Annotated in this window: 13 protein-coding genes and 1 pseudogene; 11 read left to right on the top strand and 3 right to left on the bottom strand. The window is 38.9% G+C overall.

Going from position 1 to position 17,085, the window contains the following annotated elements:
• Positions 1–68 precede the first annotated feature (68 nt).
• From mobV to GKD17_RS06285, 11 genes and pseudogenes are all read left to right on the top strand, one after another.
• A pseudogene (gene mobV, locus GKD17_RS06335) lies at positions 69–1,436 on the top strand (MobV family relaxase).
• Between the two features lie 180 nt (positions 1,437–1,616).
• Positions 1,617–2,366, top strand: coding sequence for a class I SAM-dependent methyltransferase (locus tag GKD17_RS06330; RefSeq protein ID WP_007837606.1), 750 nt, complete (start codon positions 1,617–1,619; stop codon positions 2,364–2,366).
• A 1-nt stretch (position 2,367) separates the two neighbouring features.
• Entirely contained in the window at positions 2,368–2,952 is a 585-nt protein-coding gene (locus GKD17_RS06325; RefSeq protein WP_007837605.1) for a GNAT family N-acetyltransferase, read from the top strand.
• A 37-nt stretch (positions 2,953–2,989) separates the two neighbouring features.
• Positions 2,990–3,505, top strand: coding sequence for a hypothetical protein (locus GKD17_RS06320; RefSeq protein ID WP_007837604.1), 516 nt, complete (start codon positions 2,990–2,992; stop codon positions 3,503–3,505).
• Positions 3,506–3,774: 269 nt separating this feature from the next.
• The gene (locus GKD17_RS06315; RefSeq protein WP_007837603.1) at positions 3,775–4,326 is read left to right on the top strand and encodes an RNA polymerase sigma-70 factor; all 552 of its coding nucleotides are present in this window, start codon (positions 3,775–3,777) and stop codon (positions 4,324–4,326) included.
• A 102-nt stretch (positions 4,327–4,428) separates the two neighbouring features.
• A complete protein-coding gene (locus GKD17_RS06310; RefSeq protein ID WP_007837602.1) occupies positions 4,429–5,598 on the top strand; it encodes a FecR family protein in 1,170 nt (389 codons plus the stop codon).
• 15 nt (positions 5,599–5,613) lie between these two features.
• Positions 5,614–9,003, top strand: coding sequence for a TonB-dependent receptor (locus GKD17_RS06305; RefSeq protein ID WP_007837601.1), 3,390 nt, complete (start codon positions 5,614–5,616; stop codon positions 9,001–9,003).
• 18 nt (positions 9,004–9,021) lie between these two features.
• Positions 9,022–10,536 carry a RagB/SusD family nutrient uptake outer membrane protein gene (locus tag GKD17_RS06300; protein WP_032936501.1) on the top strand — a complete coding sequence of 505 codons (1,515 nt, stop codon included), beginning with the start codon at positions 9,022–9,024 and terminating at the stop codon, positions 10,534–10,536.
• Between the two features lie 111 nt (positions 10,537–10,647).
• Positions 10,648–12,333: a hypothetical protein gene (locus GKD17_RS06295; protein ID WP_007842577.1), complete on the top strand. Its 1,686-nt coding sequence runs from the start codon at positions 10,648–10,650 to the stop codon at positions 12,331–12,333.
• A 46-nt stretch (positions 12,334–12,379) separates the two neighbouring features.
• Entirely contained in the window at positions 12,380–13,543 is a 1,164-nt protein-coding gene (locus GKD17_RS06290) for a metallophosphoesterase (protein WP_007837594.1), read from the top strand.
• Positions 13,544–13,692: 149 nt separating this feature from the next.
• Positions 13,693–14,901 carry an L-serine ammonia-lyase gene (locus tag GKD17_RS06285; protein WP_007842574.1) on the top strand — a complete coding sequence of 403 codons (1,209 nt, stop codon included), beginning with the start codon at positions 13,693–13,695 and terminating at the stop codon, positions 14,899–14,901.
• A 179-nt stretch (positions 14,902–15,080) separates the two neighbouring features.
• On the opposite strand, the gene GKD17_RS06280 is transcribed toward GKD17_RS06285, so the two are convergent.
• From GKD17_RS06280 to GKD17_RS06270, 3 genes are all read right to left on the bottom strand, one after another.
• A complete protein-coding gene (locus GKD17_RS06280) occupies positions 15,081–15,521 on the bottom strand; it encodes a PepSY-like domain-containing protein (RefSeq protein ID WP_007837589.1) in 441 nt (146 codons plus the stop codon).
• A gap of 92 nt (positions 15,522–15,613) precedes the next feature.
• Entirely contained in the window at positions 15,614–16,183 is a 570-nt protein-coding gene (locus tag GKD17_RS06275; RefSeq protein WP_007837585.1) for a DUF4738 domain-containing protein, read from the bottom strand.
• Positions 16,184–16,398: 215 nt separating this feature from the next.
• The gene (locus tag GKD17_RS06270; RefSeq protein ID WP_007837583.1) at positions 16,399–17,085 is read right to left on the bottom strand and encodes a potassium channel family protein; all 687 of its coding nucleotides are present in this window, start codon (positions 17,083–17,085) and stop codon (positions 16,399–16,401) included.

Genomic DNA, 17,085 nt, shown 5'->3' with positions numbered 1-17,085 from the left:
CGGCTATTTGCCGCCCCCGAAGATACGAAGAATCATTGTTTCACAAGCTAAAAAAGAAAGGAATATATATGGGTTTCGTAGTATTGCACATGGAAAAGGCGCACGGCAGCGACAGCGGAACGACCGCCCACATCGAGTATTTCATCATCCCGAAGAACGCAGACCCGACACGGACGCACCTGAACCGAAAACTCGTTGCGTACCCCGACGGGATTAAAGACCGTTCGGCAGCTATACAGAGAAGATTGGAAGAAACGGGACTGACACGCAAAATCGGAAACAACCAAGTACGGGCAATCCGCATTACCGTGTCGGGAACGCACGAGGACATGGAACGCATCGAAAGGGAGGGGCGTTTGGACGAGTGGTGCGCCGACAATATGAAATACTTCACCGACACGTTCGGAAAGGAGAACATCGTGGCGGCGCACCTGCATAGGGACGAGGAAACGCCCCACATACACGTCACGCTCGTCCCCATCGTCAAGGGAGAGCGCAAACGCCGCAAACGGGAGGAACAGACAAAGAAGCGATACCGCAAGAAGCCGACCGACACCGTAAGACTGTGCGCAGACGATATTATGACACGACTGAAATTAAAGTCCTACCAAGATACCTATGCCGAAGCGATGGCGAAATACGGGCTGCAAAGAGGCATAGACGGCTCGAAGGCACGGCACAAGTCCACGCAGCAGTATTACAATGAAACGAAGAAACTCGCCGACAGCCTCAAAGCGGAGGTCGTGGATTTGCAGCGTCAGAAAGAAACGGCGCAGGAGGAACTCAAACGGGCGAAAAAAGAGATACAGACCGAGAAGCTGAAAGAGGCAGAGACCACCGCAGCCGCCAACATCGCCGAAAGTGTCGGTTATCTTTTCGGTAGTAACAAGGTCAAGACGCTGGAGAGGGAGAACACCGCCCTGCATAGGGAGGTGGCCACGCACGGGGAAGCCATCGAAGCCCTGCAAACCCGAATACAGACCATGCAGGCAGACCACAACCGACAAATGGCGGAAGTAGAGCGGAAGCACCGCAGGGAGATAGCGGACAAGGAAGCGAGGCACAAGCAGGAAATATCGTTTCTGAAAACGGTAATCGCAAGGGCGGCGGCATGGTTTCCCTATTTCCGTGAAATGCTCCGTATTGAAAACCTATGCCGCCTTGTCGGGTTCAGCGACGGGCAGATCGCAACGCTCGTCAAGGGAAAACCGTTGGAGTATGCAGGGGAACTCTACTCGGAGGAACACAAACGGAAATTCACGACCGAAAAGGCAGGGTTTCAAGTGCTGAAAGCCCCCACGGACGGGACGAAACTGGTTCTTGCCATCGACCGAAAGCCCATAACCGAATGATTTAAAAAGCAATTCGACAAGCTAAGGCAGAATATACATCGCCCCATGCAGCCGCAAAGGAAAGGAAAGGGGATAAAACTGTAATTCCTTCATTACATTAAAGTACAATAAAAAGTGCTGTTCATAAACGGCTAATGTGCGGTATTTTTGCTAATTTTACATCGAATATGAAGAATGAAAAGCAAAAGAGATATAAACACTATATGAAAACAAAGTGATTAATCTTACAGAATTAAATAATTGAAAATAACATCTTTACATAAGATGATTGAAGAGAAGAACTATTACGGAAACCTTTGTACAGAGATGTACGAAATCTTGCATGCAGAAGCACCGCAAGACGAATTGAATTTTTATCTTTCTTATGCTGAAAAAGGAAAAAAGATTTTAGAACCTTTATGCGGCAGTGGACGTTTTCTTGTTCCATTCGTGGAAAGAGGGCTTGATATAAGTGGCATAGACTTATCCAATGAAATGTTACAAAAGTTAAAACAGAAATTGCCTGAGGCAAAAGTCGTTCAAGCTGATATTATAAAATATTCTCCAAGAGAGAAGTTTGATTATATATTTATCAGCTCGGGCTCTGTGTCATTATTTACCGATACTGATTTGTGTAAACAAATCTTGTGCAGAATAAAAGAATGGTTGTCTCCAATGGGTAAGTTTGTATTTGCTGTTGATACAATCGCCAATAGATGTACAGATGACAATGATTATGCGATTGCGGTTTCTGTAAAGACAAAGGAGAATTTTGAACTGGTGTTAAAGTCGAAGAACCATTACGATGAACAAAGTCAGACCCAGCTCTCTCCCGGAATTTATGAAATGTATAGTGATACGAAATTGATTCAAAGCGAATTTATGGATTTCCAGACGCACCTTTATAAGTATGGTGAAATGGAAGAATATTTGAAAGAAGTCGGGTTTACTCAAGTCAAAACTTATTCTTCTTTTGACAAGGAAATAGCCATTAACGATCGATGTGAAATGTTTTTATTTGAATGCAGCTTATAATATGAATACCCCCACAATAAAAACTGACAGATTGATTCTAAGGAAATTTCTGGAAAACGATATAGAGGCTCTTTTCCTTATTTTGAAAGACAAAGAAGTCAATAAGTTCCTTCCTTGGTATTCTCTAAAAGATATCGAAGAAACCAAAAAATTCTATGCGGAAAGGTATGCAGCCAAATATGAACAACCTCAAGCATACGCTTATGCCATTTGTCTGAAAGACGACAATTTTCCAATAGGATATGTTAAAGTTGATATGGAAGAGCACCATGATTTTGGTTATGGGCTCCGTAAAGAATTTTGGCACAGAGGTATCGCTTCGGAGGCTGGCAAGGCTGTTGTCGAACAAGTAAAGAAAGATGGATTACCGTACATTACTGCCACACATGACAGGAACAATCCAAGAAGCGGTAATGTAATGCAGGCTTGCGGTATGAAATACTGCTACACGTATGAGGAATTGTGGCAACCTAAGAATTTTTTGGTCGCATTCAGAATGTATCAACTGAACTTTACAAAAGGGCAGGATTGGATATACCAAAAATATTGGGAGGAACATCCTAACCATTTTATTGAAGAGTTGTAACCCTATTGGATAGTGGGTTATTTTTGCTATATTAGTTATGATTATTTTGATTGCTGGTGACACGCATACGGGAAAAACCTTGCTTGCACAAAGACTGTTGGAGAAATACAAATATCCCTATCTGTCAATAGACCATCTGAAAATGGGACTTATTAGGAGCGGGCAGTGTGGTCTTTCCGCTGATAGCAGCGATGCAGAACTGACGGAATATCTGTGGCCGATTGTTCGGGAAATGATAAAGACCTGTATTGAAAATTCTCAGAACCAGATTGTGGAGGGCTGCTATATTCCGTTTGGTTGGGAAAAAGATTTCTCCCTTGAAGATTTGCGACAAATCAAGTATATCTGTTTAATATTCAGTAAAAAATATATAAAAACTCGTTTGGATGATATTCTTCGATTTGAAAAAGTAATAGAGAAACGATTGTCTTCTGATGTAATCTTAGACGAGATAATAAAAACAAACGAGTATAACTTGGAACAATGTGTGTTACGACACTATAACCATATTCTGATTGATGATACTTATCAAATTGACATTGAATGCATATAGTTTTTTGATTGGAACATTGTAGTTTTGAATATTTGTTCTAACTTTGCATTTAGAAGGGTTATTTGACAGCATAGCAACGCAAAACGCTGAAATTCGCACAGTTGCCAAATCGTTACCTCTATTTCTCAAATAATTCGCTAAAAGTTTATTCTTCAATCGGTTAAGTCAAACCGATAAAAATCTAAAATAATATTTTAATAGAATAAGAGGCTGTTTTTAATTAATTTTCTCTATATTCGCACTAAAATTAGAGAAAATTAAAAGCAAAGGTGGCAGCTGGAACTTCTCATACAACTATAAGTATTAAGCTCAATGAGCAAGGGTTTCATGATATTTTCAATAAATATTATGTAACTCTATGCTTATTTGCCAATCAATATACAGAAAATCAAGAAACTTCAGCAGATATTGTACAAGATTCATTTGCCAAACTATGGCAAATAAGAGAAGATTTTTTTTATCTGCACCAAGTAAAAGCATTTTTATATACAGCTGTACGCAATAAAGCACTCAACGAACTGGAGCATTCAAAAGTAGTATATGAATACGCTCAAAATGTCATCGAAAAGAAAAAGGATTCCTTTTTTCACGATGCAATCGTTGAAGAGGAAACTTATCGTATCGTTTCTGAAGCCATAGATAAATTACCCGACCAAATGAAAGCCATTATGCAACTAGCTCTGGAAGGGAAAAAAAATGCAGAAATAGCAGACAGACTAAACATATCTACAGAAACAGTCCATACATTAAAGAAAATAGCCTACAAGAAACTCAGAGAGAACTTGAAAGACTACTATTACTTCCTCTTGTTCTTTATATAAAAAGACATTAATTTGTTTTTTTTCAAAAAAGTCGTTTTATTATTCACCCAAATTTCAAACAGACTTGTTTTATTATAAAAGAGATAAAAAACAGGTCAAAATATGATAAAACAAGATTTCTATATAGCCAACCTCATAGCAAGGTATCTGTCGGAAGAAATAACCCCGGAAGAAACAATAAAACTAACTACTTGGAGAGAAGAATCTACAGCGCACGAGATTTTATTCAAGAAAATTTGTGATGAAGAAAACCAAAAGCAGCATTTCCGGCAAAAAACGGCATTCAATCCTTCATCCGGATGGAAAGAAGTGGAAAAACGAATCAAAAGAAATAATAACAGAAGCAGATATATCAAAATAGTAAGTTATGCCGCAATCATTCTGTTACCTGTCCTTTTTGTAAGTATTTCCATGAAATTCACCTCGCCCGTTTCTCTTTCGGACAAACAGTTCATCGCACAATCCATTCTACCTGGGGAATCCCAAGCTATTCTGACATTGGAGGACGGCCAGACAATCCATATAAATAAAGAAACAGAGAGTCTGCTTGAGAAAATAGACGGAGCCCGAGTCCACATGGACTCTACAATGCTGAATTACCAAGTAACATCAAAAACAGCTAAAAAAAACAAGCCTGTATATAATAAAGTGGAAACTCCACGAGGTGGAGAATATGCTCTATTGTTAAGTGATGGAACAAAAGTGCATCTGAACGCAATGACCAGTCTCCGCTTTCCTGTGACATTTGATAACGGTCCACGCAAAGTGGAACTGGAAGGCGAGGCCTATTTTGAAGTCTGCAAAACAGGGCAACCATTTATAGTATGCACTCAAGGCATGCAAGTAGAAGTGTTGGGAACCACATTCAACATCTCTGCTTATCCACAGGAAGAGTATCAGACAACTTTGGTAAACGGTTCTGTCAAAGTAAATACAGAAACAGGAGAAAGCTGTATTTTAAAGCCCTCCCAGCAAGCTACCATCAGCCTTGGAAACAGCAGCATACAGATACGCATGGTAGATGCCGGATTTTATACCTCATGGATAAAAGGAAAAATTCATTTCAAAGACCAGCGATTGGAAGATATCATGAAAATACTATCACGCTGGTATGACATGGAAGTAATTTTTGCCAATGAGAAAATAAAAGACCTACGCTTCGGATGCAATGTAGATCGGTATTCGGAAATCACTCCATTTGTACGTTTGTTGGAAGAGACTCAAAAAGTACACGTAAAAGTCAATAACAAAACAATCACATTCTATAACTAATAAAAATGATGTATTATGGACAAAAAACACAACTACACCAATCACGGTAAAAGTAGTAAACGTTTGTGGATTACGTTCCTATTTTTCTGTATCATTACCACAGGTTTTATGCAGGCAGCCAACAAAGTGTTTGCACAAGCCACTGTCACAGCCTCATTCAAGAATGCCACGTTGAGTGAAATTCTTTGGGAAATCCAAAGACAAACCGACTTTACTTTTGTGTACAGCACCAATGATGTAAAACAAATAAAAGTCCAAAACCTAAATGTAAATAACGAAAAAATAGCCAATGTGCTTGATAAATGTCTTATGAATAGCGGTTTGACCTATTCAGTTCACAACGGCGTTATTGCTATCAAGCAAATTGAAGAAAAAGAGTCTGCTGTTCCTCAACAGAAAACAACATTAACCGGTACAGTACTGGATGAGACGGGAGAACCTATTATTGGAGCGAATATCTTAGTCAAAGGTACTACGAATGGAACTACTACAGATTTGGACGGGTACTTCTCATTAGATGTAGACCGTATACCTGCCACTTTGATTATCTCCTATATAGGTTATGCCAAGCAGGAAATTAAAGCCACTGCCGGAAAGATACTGAAAGTAGTCATGGCTCCTGATAATAATATTATGGAAGAAGTGGTTGTTACCGGTTATGGTACTTTCAAGAAATCGGCATACGCAGGTTCTGCTTCTACTGTGAAGACAGGAGAATTAAAAGATTTACCCGTAGTTTCATTCTCCAGTTTGCTAGAAGGTAATGCTCCCGGAGTACAAGTCACTTCCAGTTCAGGTCAGCCTGGTGCCTCCACTTCTATCCGTATTCGTGGTATGGGTTCTTTCAATGCAAGCAATTCTCCACTATACGTAATCGATGGTGTTCCCGTCCAATCCGGTTCTGTTGCTGCTACCAGCTCCGACTCCGGATTTGACATAATGTCTACATTAAACAACTCGGATATTGAAAATATTACAGTAATAAAAGATGCTGCAGCAGCCTCCCTTTATGGTTCACGTGCTGCAAATGGAGTTATTTTAATCTCCACCAAGAAAGGAAAAAGCGGAAAAGCACAAATTTCATTAAAAGCAGACTGGGGTAGCAATGATTTCGCAATGGATTATCGCCCAGTTATGGGGGGAGAAGAACGACGTGAATATATTTACAATGGATTGATATTATATCAACAACGTAAACTAGCTGATAAAAATCCTAATATATCAGAGGAAGAGCTAATGTCACAAAGTAAAACTTATGCAGATGGGCAAATCGATAAATATGCTCCAATTCCATGGTGTGGTTTCACAGACTGGAATAAAGAGCTTTTCCAAAAGGGACATCATTCTACCTATGAAGCATCACTAGCCGGTGGCAGCGATAAATTTAAATATTACTCTTCTTTATCATATATGAAGCAGAACGGTATTGTACAAGGTTCCGGTTTGGAACGTGTAACAGGGCGTTTGAACGCAGATTTCAGTGCAACAGACAAATTGACTGTAGGCGCCAAGATACTTTTCTCAAATGTAAATCAGAGTGTTTATGACGAAGGATTCACTTATACATCTCCTTTCTATTCCTCACGTAATTGGGCTACTCCTTCAGATCCGGTCTACAATGAAGATGGCAGTTGGAATCGTAAATTTATTCGTAAAGCCAATGACCGCAACCCCAAATTATCAGCTGAATACGATTATAAACATGAAAAAATGCTACGCGCATTCAATACGCTTTATGCCGAATACGAAATCATAAAAAATCTGAAATTCAAAACAACATTCAGTTATGATTACACTACTGTAAAAGGTGAGAAATGGTATGACCCACGTACTTCCAACGGTGAAGATGAAAATGGAGAAGTAGTAAAACGCATAAGAGAATATAAAAAAATGGTATGGAGTAACACCTTAAGCTATTTAACTACTTTCAACAACATTCATCATTTGGACTTTCTTGCCGGATATGAAATTGATGATACCTACAATGACTATTTATCAGGGGAAGCTTACAATTTTACAACTCCCGACAAACATGCCATTAGTAATGGAATGAAAACAGTATCTGTAGGGGGAAGTGATTCAAGGTACAGACTGGTATCCTATTTAAGCCGTTTGAATTACGATTACAAAAATAAATATTATCTAGGAGCTAGTTTTCGTGTTGATGGCAGTTCACGTTTGCACCGTGACAATCGTTGGGGAACATTTTGGTCTGTATCCGGAGCATGGCGTACTATTGAAGAAGAATTTATGCAACCTGTAAAAGATTGGTTGACAGACTTGCGTATAAGAGCATCATACGGTGTAAACGGTACTCTTCCTTCTGATTATTTCGGCTATATGGGATTAAGCTCCATTAGTGGTGGTTACTTGGAGCAACCCGGTATTCAAATGTCCCAAATTGCAAATCCTAATCTGAAATGGGAAACCAATTATAATATGAATATTGGCTTGGATTTTGGTTTTTGGGATCGTCTGAACTTCACGATTGAATATTATACCCGTACAACTAAAAACTTATTAATGGACTGTCCTGTATCCATGACAACAGGATTTAGTAGTTATTTAATGAATATAGGTGAAGTGAAAAATAAAGGTATTGAATTAACTATTAATTCCACTAATATTAAAATAAAAGACTTTAGCTGGAATACAACTTTCAATTTAGGTCATAACTCCAATAAAGTTGTAAAATTAGATGGCGAACAGACACAAATTGTCAGTGGAACCCAAATACACAAAGTAGGAAGTTCTTATCGTACATTCTATGTACAAGAATTTGCGGGCATCAATCCTGAAACAGGAAATCCTCTATTCTATACCAATGAATTGGATGAGAACGGAAATTATATAAAAGAAATTACCGAGAACTCTAAAAATGCACAATTCATTCCTTATAAACATGCAGAACCAACTGTTAACGGAGGTATCTCTAATTCATTGCGTTATAAATGGCTTGATTTAAATTTCTTATTCTCCTATCAATTCGGAGGATATTCTTATGATACTTGGGCACAAAAGACAGAACATGGCGGTTACGATTCCTATGCAAACATTCCGACTTATTATCGTGATAGCTGGAAAAAGCCAGGTGATCAAACCAATATAGAAGTATATATGCCGGGTAAATCATCTTCTGTATCAATGCATAAAATAACAAGTAGCCGCCGTATCCACAGTACTGATTATTTCCGCTTAAAAAATATCACATTCGGCATTACGTTACCTAAAGAATGGACAAATAAAATCAATATAGGAAATGTTCGTTTTTATGCATCAGCAAGCAATTTATGGACATGGGCGGCCTATGACAATTATGATCCTGAAGCTGTTAGTGCCGGTAGTGCAACTCAAACCACACCGCCTTTAAAAACCGTTACTTTTGGTTTCAACATCAATTTTTAACCACTAAAAAACAACAATATGAGAACATTACATAATTTTTTATCAATAGTCTTATCCATCGGATTGTTTACTTCATGTGGAAACGATTGGTTGGATTTAGAACCGTCCACACAAATTCCAACAGAAACGAGTATCAAATCTCTCTCCGACATTGATTATTCACTAAACGCCATTTATGCGACAATGCGTAATGCCTATGCGTATTCCGGGCGTTTAATCTACTACGGAGATGTAACAGGAGATGACATGCAAGCTGTACAATCAACTTGTAGAACAGCTCACTATTACCAAATGGATTGGTTACCTGCAAATGGACCAAGTACACACTGGTCATATCTTTATTCCATCATTCAAAACTGTAATGTAATTTTAGACGGCATTGACAATATCGAAATTCTTCCAAACGATGAAGATGAGCATATCTTCCGCAATGATTTGGAAGGACAAGCATTAGCAATACGTGGTCTGGCCCTTTTTGACCTTACGCGCTTCTTCGGATATACTTATTTAAAAGATAACGGAGCCTCTTTAGGAGTACCTATCATCACTTCAGCATCAGCCACTGCCGACAGTAAGCCTTCACGTAACACTGTAGCTGAATGTTATGATCAAATAATCAAAGACTTAAAGAATGCGGCTAGTTTAATGATACCCACATATTCATGGTCAGGTACTAGTTTGAATCAAAAAGATTTATCCTTAAATAAGAAAGGTAAAATCAGTAAATGGGCCACATTAACTTTGTTAAGTCGGGCATATCTGTATATGGGGAAGAACAGTGAAGCTTTACAAGCTGCAGAAGAAGCAATAAAAGGATCGGAAGCCAATAAATACCAATTATGGAATACCGAAGAATATCCCACTGTATGGGGTACGGAAGCCTCCGAAGCAAATCCGGGAGAAATTCTCTTCGAAATAGTCAATACTACTACCGAAAGCCCCGGCAATGAAAGTATGGGATATCTAACTTCTCCAAAAGGATATCAAGATATGTGCATTACAGTCAGTTTTTATCACCATCTGTTAGAAACGCCTAATGATGTACGCATTAAGTTATTAGTTAATCAAGACAAAAAAGTAATGTATTTGAATAAGTATCAACCACAACCTGGAGAAAATATTATGGATGCCAATATTCCTATAGTACGTCTTTCCGAAACTTACTTAAATGCAGCCGAAGCAGCCGTGAAAAACGGAGATGCAACAAAAGCTGCAAAATACCTGAAAGCCATTGCACTCCGAGGAAATCCGGACTATACGATGCCCGCAAAGGTTACCCTTGATGATGTTCTAGAAGAACGCAGGAAAGAACTCATTGGTGAAGGGCACCGCATGTTTGACTTATTACGTAATAACTTACGAGTAACTCGTATTAACGAAACAGACGATATGATGAAAGAGGTAGTGCATTTCGCTGACGAAAAAACATCTATGGATTTCGACAGAAACTATTATCGTACAATATTACCTATTCCTCAAAAAGAAATTAATGCTAATTCTAATATTGTACAAACACCAGAATATCTGAAATAATAGTCAACATAAATTGATAAAATCCAAATCAATAAATCCTTCTCTTTAAGTTAGGGAGTATTATCACTCCCTAACTTAAAGAGAAATTAACTATATAAAATACATAAAGATATGAGAAAATCCTTATTATTATTCATCTTTGCTTCATGTTTATTTAATAGTTGTGATGACACCTTTACCAATGACATAATAACCACCCACCCCAATAATCCACCAAGTAATCGTTCTGCTTTTGATAATTACTTTGATTGGGACCGTATAAATGACATTGAAACTATAAACCCATTTACACATACCATAACTACCATGGGAATTCCATGGAAAAAAGGTAGCAGCAATAATCTAGGAATTCCTTCAACATGGTTAGACGAGAATGCTTCTGATCCAATATATGCAAATCGATATTATTCTAGAGAAAATGGCTGGGAACTCATTTATAGCAATATAACCGAAAGTACTCCTACAAAATATTTTGCTTTATACCACAAATATACAGGATTACTCCGTTTTTTCTTTTATGAAATAGCTTCATCAGCAGGCTTAGGTAGTTCAGAGGCCTTTTGGGGAATCCGTACAGACAAAACTACCAGTCTATTCAACTTTATGGAAGAAATTTCTATACCCATAAATCGTTCAGAAAAATCTTCATATATAGCAAGTACAGAAGGTACATTTTTAGGAAACGAGTTTGTTAGCTCTGGATATAAAGCAAACAATTGGTATGGATTAGAAATAGAGTGTGCTTATGATCCTAGTCTTAATACACAAAGCTTAGCTAATTTCGAAATTAGAGGTTGGGCTGTTAATAAAATAAAAACTACAGGTATGGCTCAAACAAGTGGAGATATCACAGGTACTATCGTAATGAACACCACTAATATTTCTAACTTCAATTTCAATCTTGCCAATACATTCAATAATTCAAAAACTTCTATTGCAGTTAATCAAGAAGGGTTTATTAATACAGTCAGTAAAGAAATTGAAAACGGAATAACTAAGAAAGATTCTTTTTGGAAAAGTATTGGAAACAGTATTAAAGGTGCAACTGTTAGTGGCATTAAAAACGGGTTAAAAGCATTAGTTACGTCAGGAGGCTCTGCAGCTGTAAGTGCTTTAAAAGGTCTAGCAGGTTCCATTATTGGCATCAACAAAAGTAAGCCTTCAATTGGACAAATTGATCTAAAAATCAATACAAATACACAAATGCAATTTGAAAGTGAACAAACAACAACTGGTTGGGGAAGTATTTCGTCATTTCCAGTAGCAGGAACCACAAACAACAATAATGATGTACCCATTTATAACTTTCCCCTTGGTGTGTGGAATCTAAAAAAATCTCCTCAAATAATCAGAAATGTCGAAGGAGAAATCGGAATGTATTATGATGCCGGATATTTTACTTATGAATATGAAGTAGGAGATTACGAAATTCTTGTTAATCCTGTTGTTTCTCAAGAATATAGGGTGTATTCCAAAGCTAATTTACTTTTCAAATCAAACAGTTATGCATCTGCCCCTCCTTTTGGCTATATAAATGAAATGAAGTATTATGGGGGAGGTTCCAGCTTTAGCACTGATATTCTAGAAGGGGATTCCAGTGATAAACATTTTCATGCACATTACCCAATAAAAAAGGATGATTTACTTATCCATCTTTATGTAGAACTAATAAATAAAAATAATCCAGATATAAAATTCAGCTTCTCAAAATATTTTGCAACTGGAGATATTATAGAAGGAACAAGCAATATAGAAGAAATAGATGATAGAGAAGGCCCCATTACTGAACATTATTAATAGATGTCCTATAATAAATTTATAATTTTAATATTAAATCAAATCGATGACAAGCAAGACTAATTTTATCAACTACTTTCTTCTTGCATTTACCCTCGCATTCATCAGTTCCGACCTTACTGCCGGAACTCTTGATTTCAAAGACAAAAAGAAAGACAAAGAGAAAAAAGAAGAGTTAACAGCCGATGGTCCATACGTACTGTATCAGCCTGACGGCCAAACCAGAGTAATCAATGTAGATAAGAAAGGGAATATCATTGATACCACTTATACCACATTACCTCAAAACTTTACCCTGCATGTGACAGACCACAAAGGCAGGTTTCCATTTGATGTAAAACTACACCCGGTAAAACGTCCCGGATGGAATTATCCTCAGGCAGACAAAGTTTTTGTCATGTCCGACCCTCATGGAAGGCTGGACTGTGTAATCAGCCTGTTACAAGGCAACCATATCATTGATAAAGACTACAAATGGAGCTTCGGGAAAAACCATCTGATGATTATCGGTGATATTTTTGACAGAGGAAAAGATGTACCGCAAATCTTCTGGCTATTCTACAAACTGGAAGAGGAAGCAGCCAAAGCCGGAGGACACGTATCGTTCATGCTGGGAAATCATGAACCGATGGTACTGGCCAATGACCTCCGATACACCAAAGAAAAATATAAAATATTGGCTGAAAAACTAAAGATGAAGTACCCCCGGCTATTCGGTCCTGATACCGAACTGGGCAGATGGTTGGGAACCCGTAACACCATGCAAATGATAGGTAACGACCTATATGTGCATGCCGGACTAGGCAAAGACTTCTATGACAAGAACTTGAGCATCCCCACTGTCAATGAAGAAATGAGCAAAGGACTATTTATGACGAAAAAAGAACGTAAAGCGCTTTCTCCACTCACAGCCTTCCTGTATGGAAACAGCGGGCCCATCTGGTATCGCGGACTGGTACGCACCGATGTCAAATACAATCCGCTGGTAAAAGACTCCCTAGAAATGCTTATGGACCGTTATAAGGCAAAACACATTATTGTGGGACATACCATTTTCAAAGATATTTCCACTTTCTATAACGGAAAGGTTATCGGAGTAAATGTAGACAATAAAGAAAACCGGGAAAAAAAGCGCGGACGTGCCATGCTGATTGAAAATAATCAGTATTTTGTCGTTGGTGACAAAGGTATACAAAGACAATTAGAATAAAGACAATACACCAAATCCTACCGGTGGTTTTCCAAACTCTCCTGACAACTTTCCTATTTGTCAAGAGAGTTTTTCTTTTCCTTTTTTGCTAGTTTCCTCCTTTTATTTTATACCTTTGTTCCTCATAATAACTAACCTTATAAAACGAAATGAAATCTATCCGAGAACTATACCGCATCGGCACCGGTCCGTCCAGCAGTCATACTATGGGACCGCGCAAGGCTGCTGAAATCTTCTTAGGAAAACATCCCGAAGCCAAAGCTTTTCAAGTTACTCTTTATGGAAGCCTCGCCGCTACCGGTAAAGGACACATGACCGATGTAGCCATTTTAGATACATTGCAACCGCATGCGCCTACAGAAATTATCTGGAAAGCCCATGTCTTCTATCCGTTTCATCCCAATGGGATGACTTTCAAATCTTTGAATGAAAAAGGAAAAGTGACAGATGAATGGACTGTTTTCAGTGTAGGCGGAGGTGCTCTAGCCGAAGAAGGGCACGACAAAGGCTCAACTCCGGAAATCTATGATATGAACCGTATGAGTGAAATCCTCTACTGGTGTGAACGTACCGGGCGCAATTACTGGGAATACGTCCAGCAATGTGAAGACAAAGACATTTGGGACTATCTGGCAGAAGTATGGAAAACCATGAGAGAAGCCATTGAGCGTGGTTTGGATCAAGAAGGCGTATTACCCGGCCCACTTAATCTGCGCAGAAAAGCCTCCACCTATTATATTAAGGCAAAAGGTTATAAGGACAATCTGCGTTCCCGCGGGTTAGTCTTCTCATACGCTCTGGCAGTCAGTGAAGAAAACGCCTCAGGTGGCAAAATCGTCACAGCCCCTACTTGCGGATCATGCGGAGTGGTTCCGGCTGTACTTTATCACTTGCAAAAAAGCCGTGACTTCAGCGATATGCGGATTTTAAGAGCACTGGCTACTGCCGGATTGATAGGAAATATAGTAAAACACAACGCCTCCATTTCCGGAGCCGAAGCCGGTTGCCAGGCAGAAGTAGGAGTGGCCTGTTCAATGGCATCCGCCGCTGCCAGCCAATTATTCGGAGGTAGCCCGGCCCAGATAGAGTATGCAGCCGAAATGGGCTTGGAGCATCACTTGGGAATGACTTGCGATCCGGTATGCGGATTGGTACAAATCCCTTGTATCGAAAGAAATGCCTATGCGGCAGCCCGAGCTCTTGACGCCAATATCTATTCTGCCTTTACAGACGGTAATCACCGTGTATCCTTTGACAAAGTGGTGGAAGTAATGAAACAGACCGGCCATGATCTTCCTTCCTTATATAAAGAAACCAGCGAAGGTGGTCTGGCAAAGGATTACGAGCCGATGGATTAATAACAGGGAAAAGACCGAGAACTGTATTTATAATACATAAAAGGGTGAATCAGAACTCGTTGCGACCATCATTTTCAATGCTGATAATAAAAAGATAGTTCAATTTGTTCCTGATACACCCTCTTATGGCATCATTACTATAATGAGAGATAGTTCCCCTATTACAGAAAAAATCTTTTTTAATCGCTCAACTTCAAGAATCCTCCAAACTGATCAAAGTCTACTTCCAACCCATTTTCCAATGTCAGTTCATATCCCTTGCGGTTACGTTCTATCTTCACCGTTTTATGCCCGTTATAATTAGCCTTCATATATTTAGAAATAGCCTGAGGGATAAAAGTAGAAGGAACCGCCTTGTTCTTGCAATCTATCTCAAGCCACTCTCCCTTTGAATTGAACTCCAATTCAATGCCATCGGCCAATTTTACATCATAGGAAGTGCTCTGAAACAAGTCCTTTTCAATCTTGATATACGCAACTTTAGTCTGAGAGAAATGTTTGCCAATCATTTCACGTGCGGCAACAGGAAGCTTATTCACATCGCGGGTCACGACATCGCCCGCCATGGCGAACTGAAGAGAGCATACCAGCATAGCCATTAAAAATAAAATCTTTCTCATAATCTAATTTATTCTTTAGTTAGTTAATGCCATACCAACAACTAACCGCCTAAAAAGATTATGACGCGAAAAATTATTCCTGTATTTTAGATTTAATTAAGGCTGTCTCCCAACATAGGAGGAAGCTCCTCCATATCCTCATTTTTAGATATGCTCATTTTTCCTTCAGGAGTAATAGTGATAGAGAAAGGAATATACAAATCTGTCTGAGGATAACTCACACTGGCAGCCAATATGATATTTTTTCCCTCACGGGTCTTCTCTTCATCAAATACCACGCCCTCCAATATAAAATGACGGAGATGATCAGCACTTACGAATCCTGAGAAACTTTGCTTGGTAAAAGTTTTGGCAAAGACCCGACTCCCATTTTCACGGGAAATTCTAACGACGATACGATTATCGGCAAAAATCCCCAAATCACTTTTGACTGAAGGCAGGGAATCACTGGGAGCACGCTCTATAAACAAATTATATTTTTTTCCGCCACTGACAATATGCTGGTCAATACGTGAAACCTGCATACGCTGCAAACCTGTCACATGATCCACACTGTCTATCTGGAACATCAATTGTTCTGCATCAACGGAAGTCTCTTTCTTACCTCCGCAAGCGGCCATTACAACCAGTAAAACGACAAATAAAAAATATATCTGTTTCATCTAAATCTCGATTTCTAGGTGACAAAGTAACAAAAAGTAACGGACACTCACAAGAAAACCTCTATAAAAAGCGAAAACCGGGCAATATCACATTGGCCGGCCTTCAGAGAAAACTAAAAACTAAACTAAATTATTTATTAAGTTAGACTAAATCCAAAAGAAAAGGTTTAATCTCACTTAGAAAAAAAATATTCTTTCTTTGAAAGGCATTCCTACTACAACGCCTTCCAAAAATCCATAAAATTCTTATAAAGCCCATAGCAGACCAACTGATCTTCTTCTTCCAACTCATAATTTTCCTCAAAATGATTCTCCACCTGATGCTCCAATATCGAGATACCCAAACCATTCAGCACTTGCTCCCCTTTTATCAATGCAATGATTTTCATATTGAATTCCGTTTCTAATGACAGATCACTCACCTTATAGCCTACAAAACAAGAAGGAAGTTTGAACTTCATCACATAATGTTCCTCGTCAATCTGAAAAGACTCCACATTGACGTGTAAATCCAATAACCGGACCAAACTGCGTGCCGCTTCTTTCTCCGGCGTCAGAATACTATCTAAATTAAAAGCCTCAAGCACGGTCTTATGCACATCATCTACCGCACGGGCATAGATATGTTTCACTCCTTTCTTTTTCAGCAGTGCCACCACACGCACAGAAGCACCAAAATTCTCGCCGATAGCAACAATAACCACATCCACATCTTTCAGTGGCAGCACACTGAGCGATTGTTCGTCCGTAGCATCAATAATAAAAGAAGTCGCGATTTTGTCCTTCAACACATCCACACGATGCTCGTTTGTATCCACTCCTATCACCTCATGTCCCAATACGGAAAGCTCTTCGGCCAACACACCGCCGTAATTTCCTAAACCAATAATAATGTATTTCAT

The sequence above is a fragment of the Phocaeicola dorei genome, assembly GCF_013009555.1.
Taxonomy (GTDB): Bacteria; Bacteroidota; Bacteroidia; order Bacteroidales; family Bacteroidaceae; genus Phocaeicola; species Phocaeicola dorei.
The sequence above is the reverse complement of the archived record's forward strand: the minus strand, read 5'-3'. Positions and strand labels throughout refer to the sequence as shown.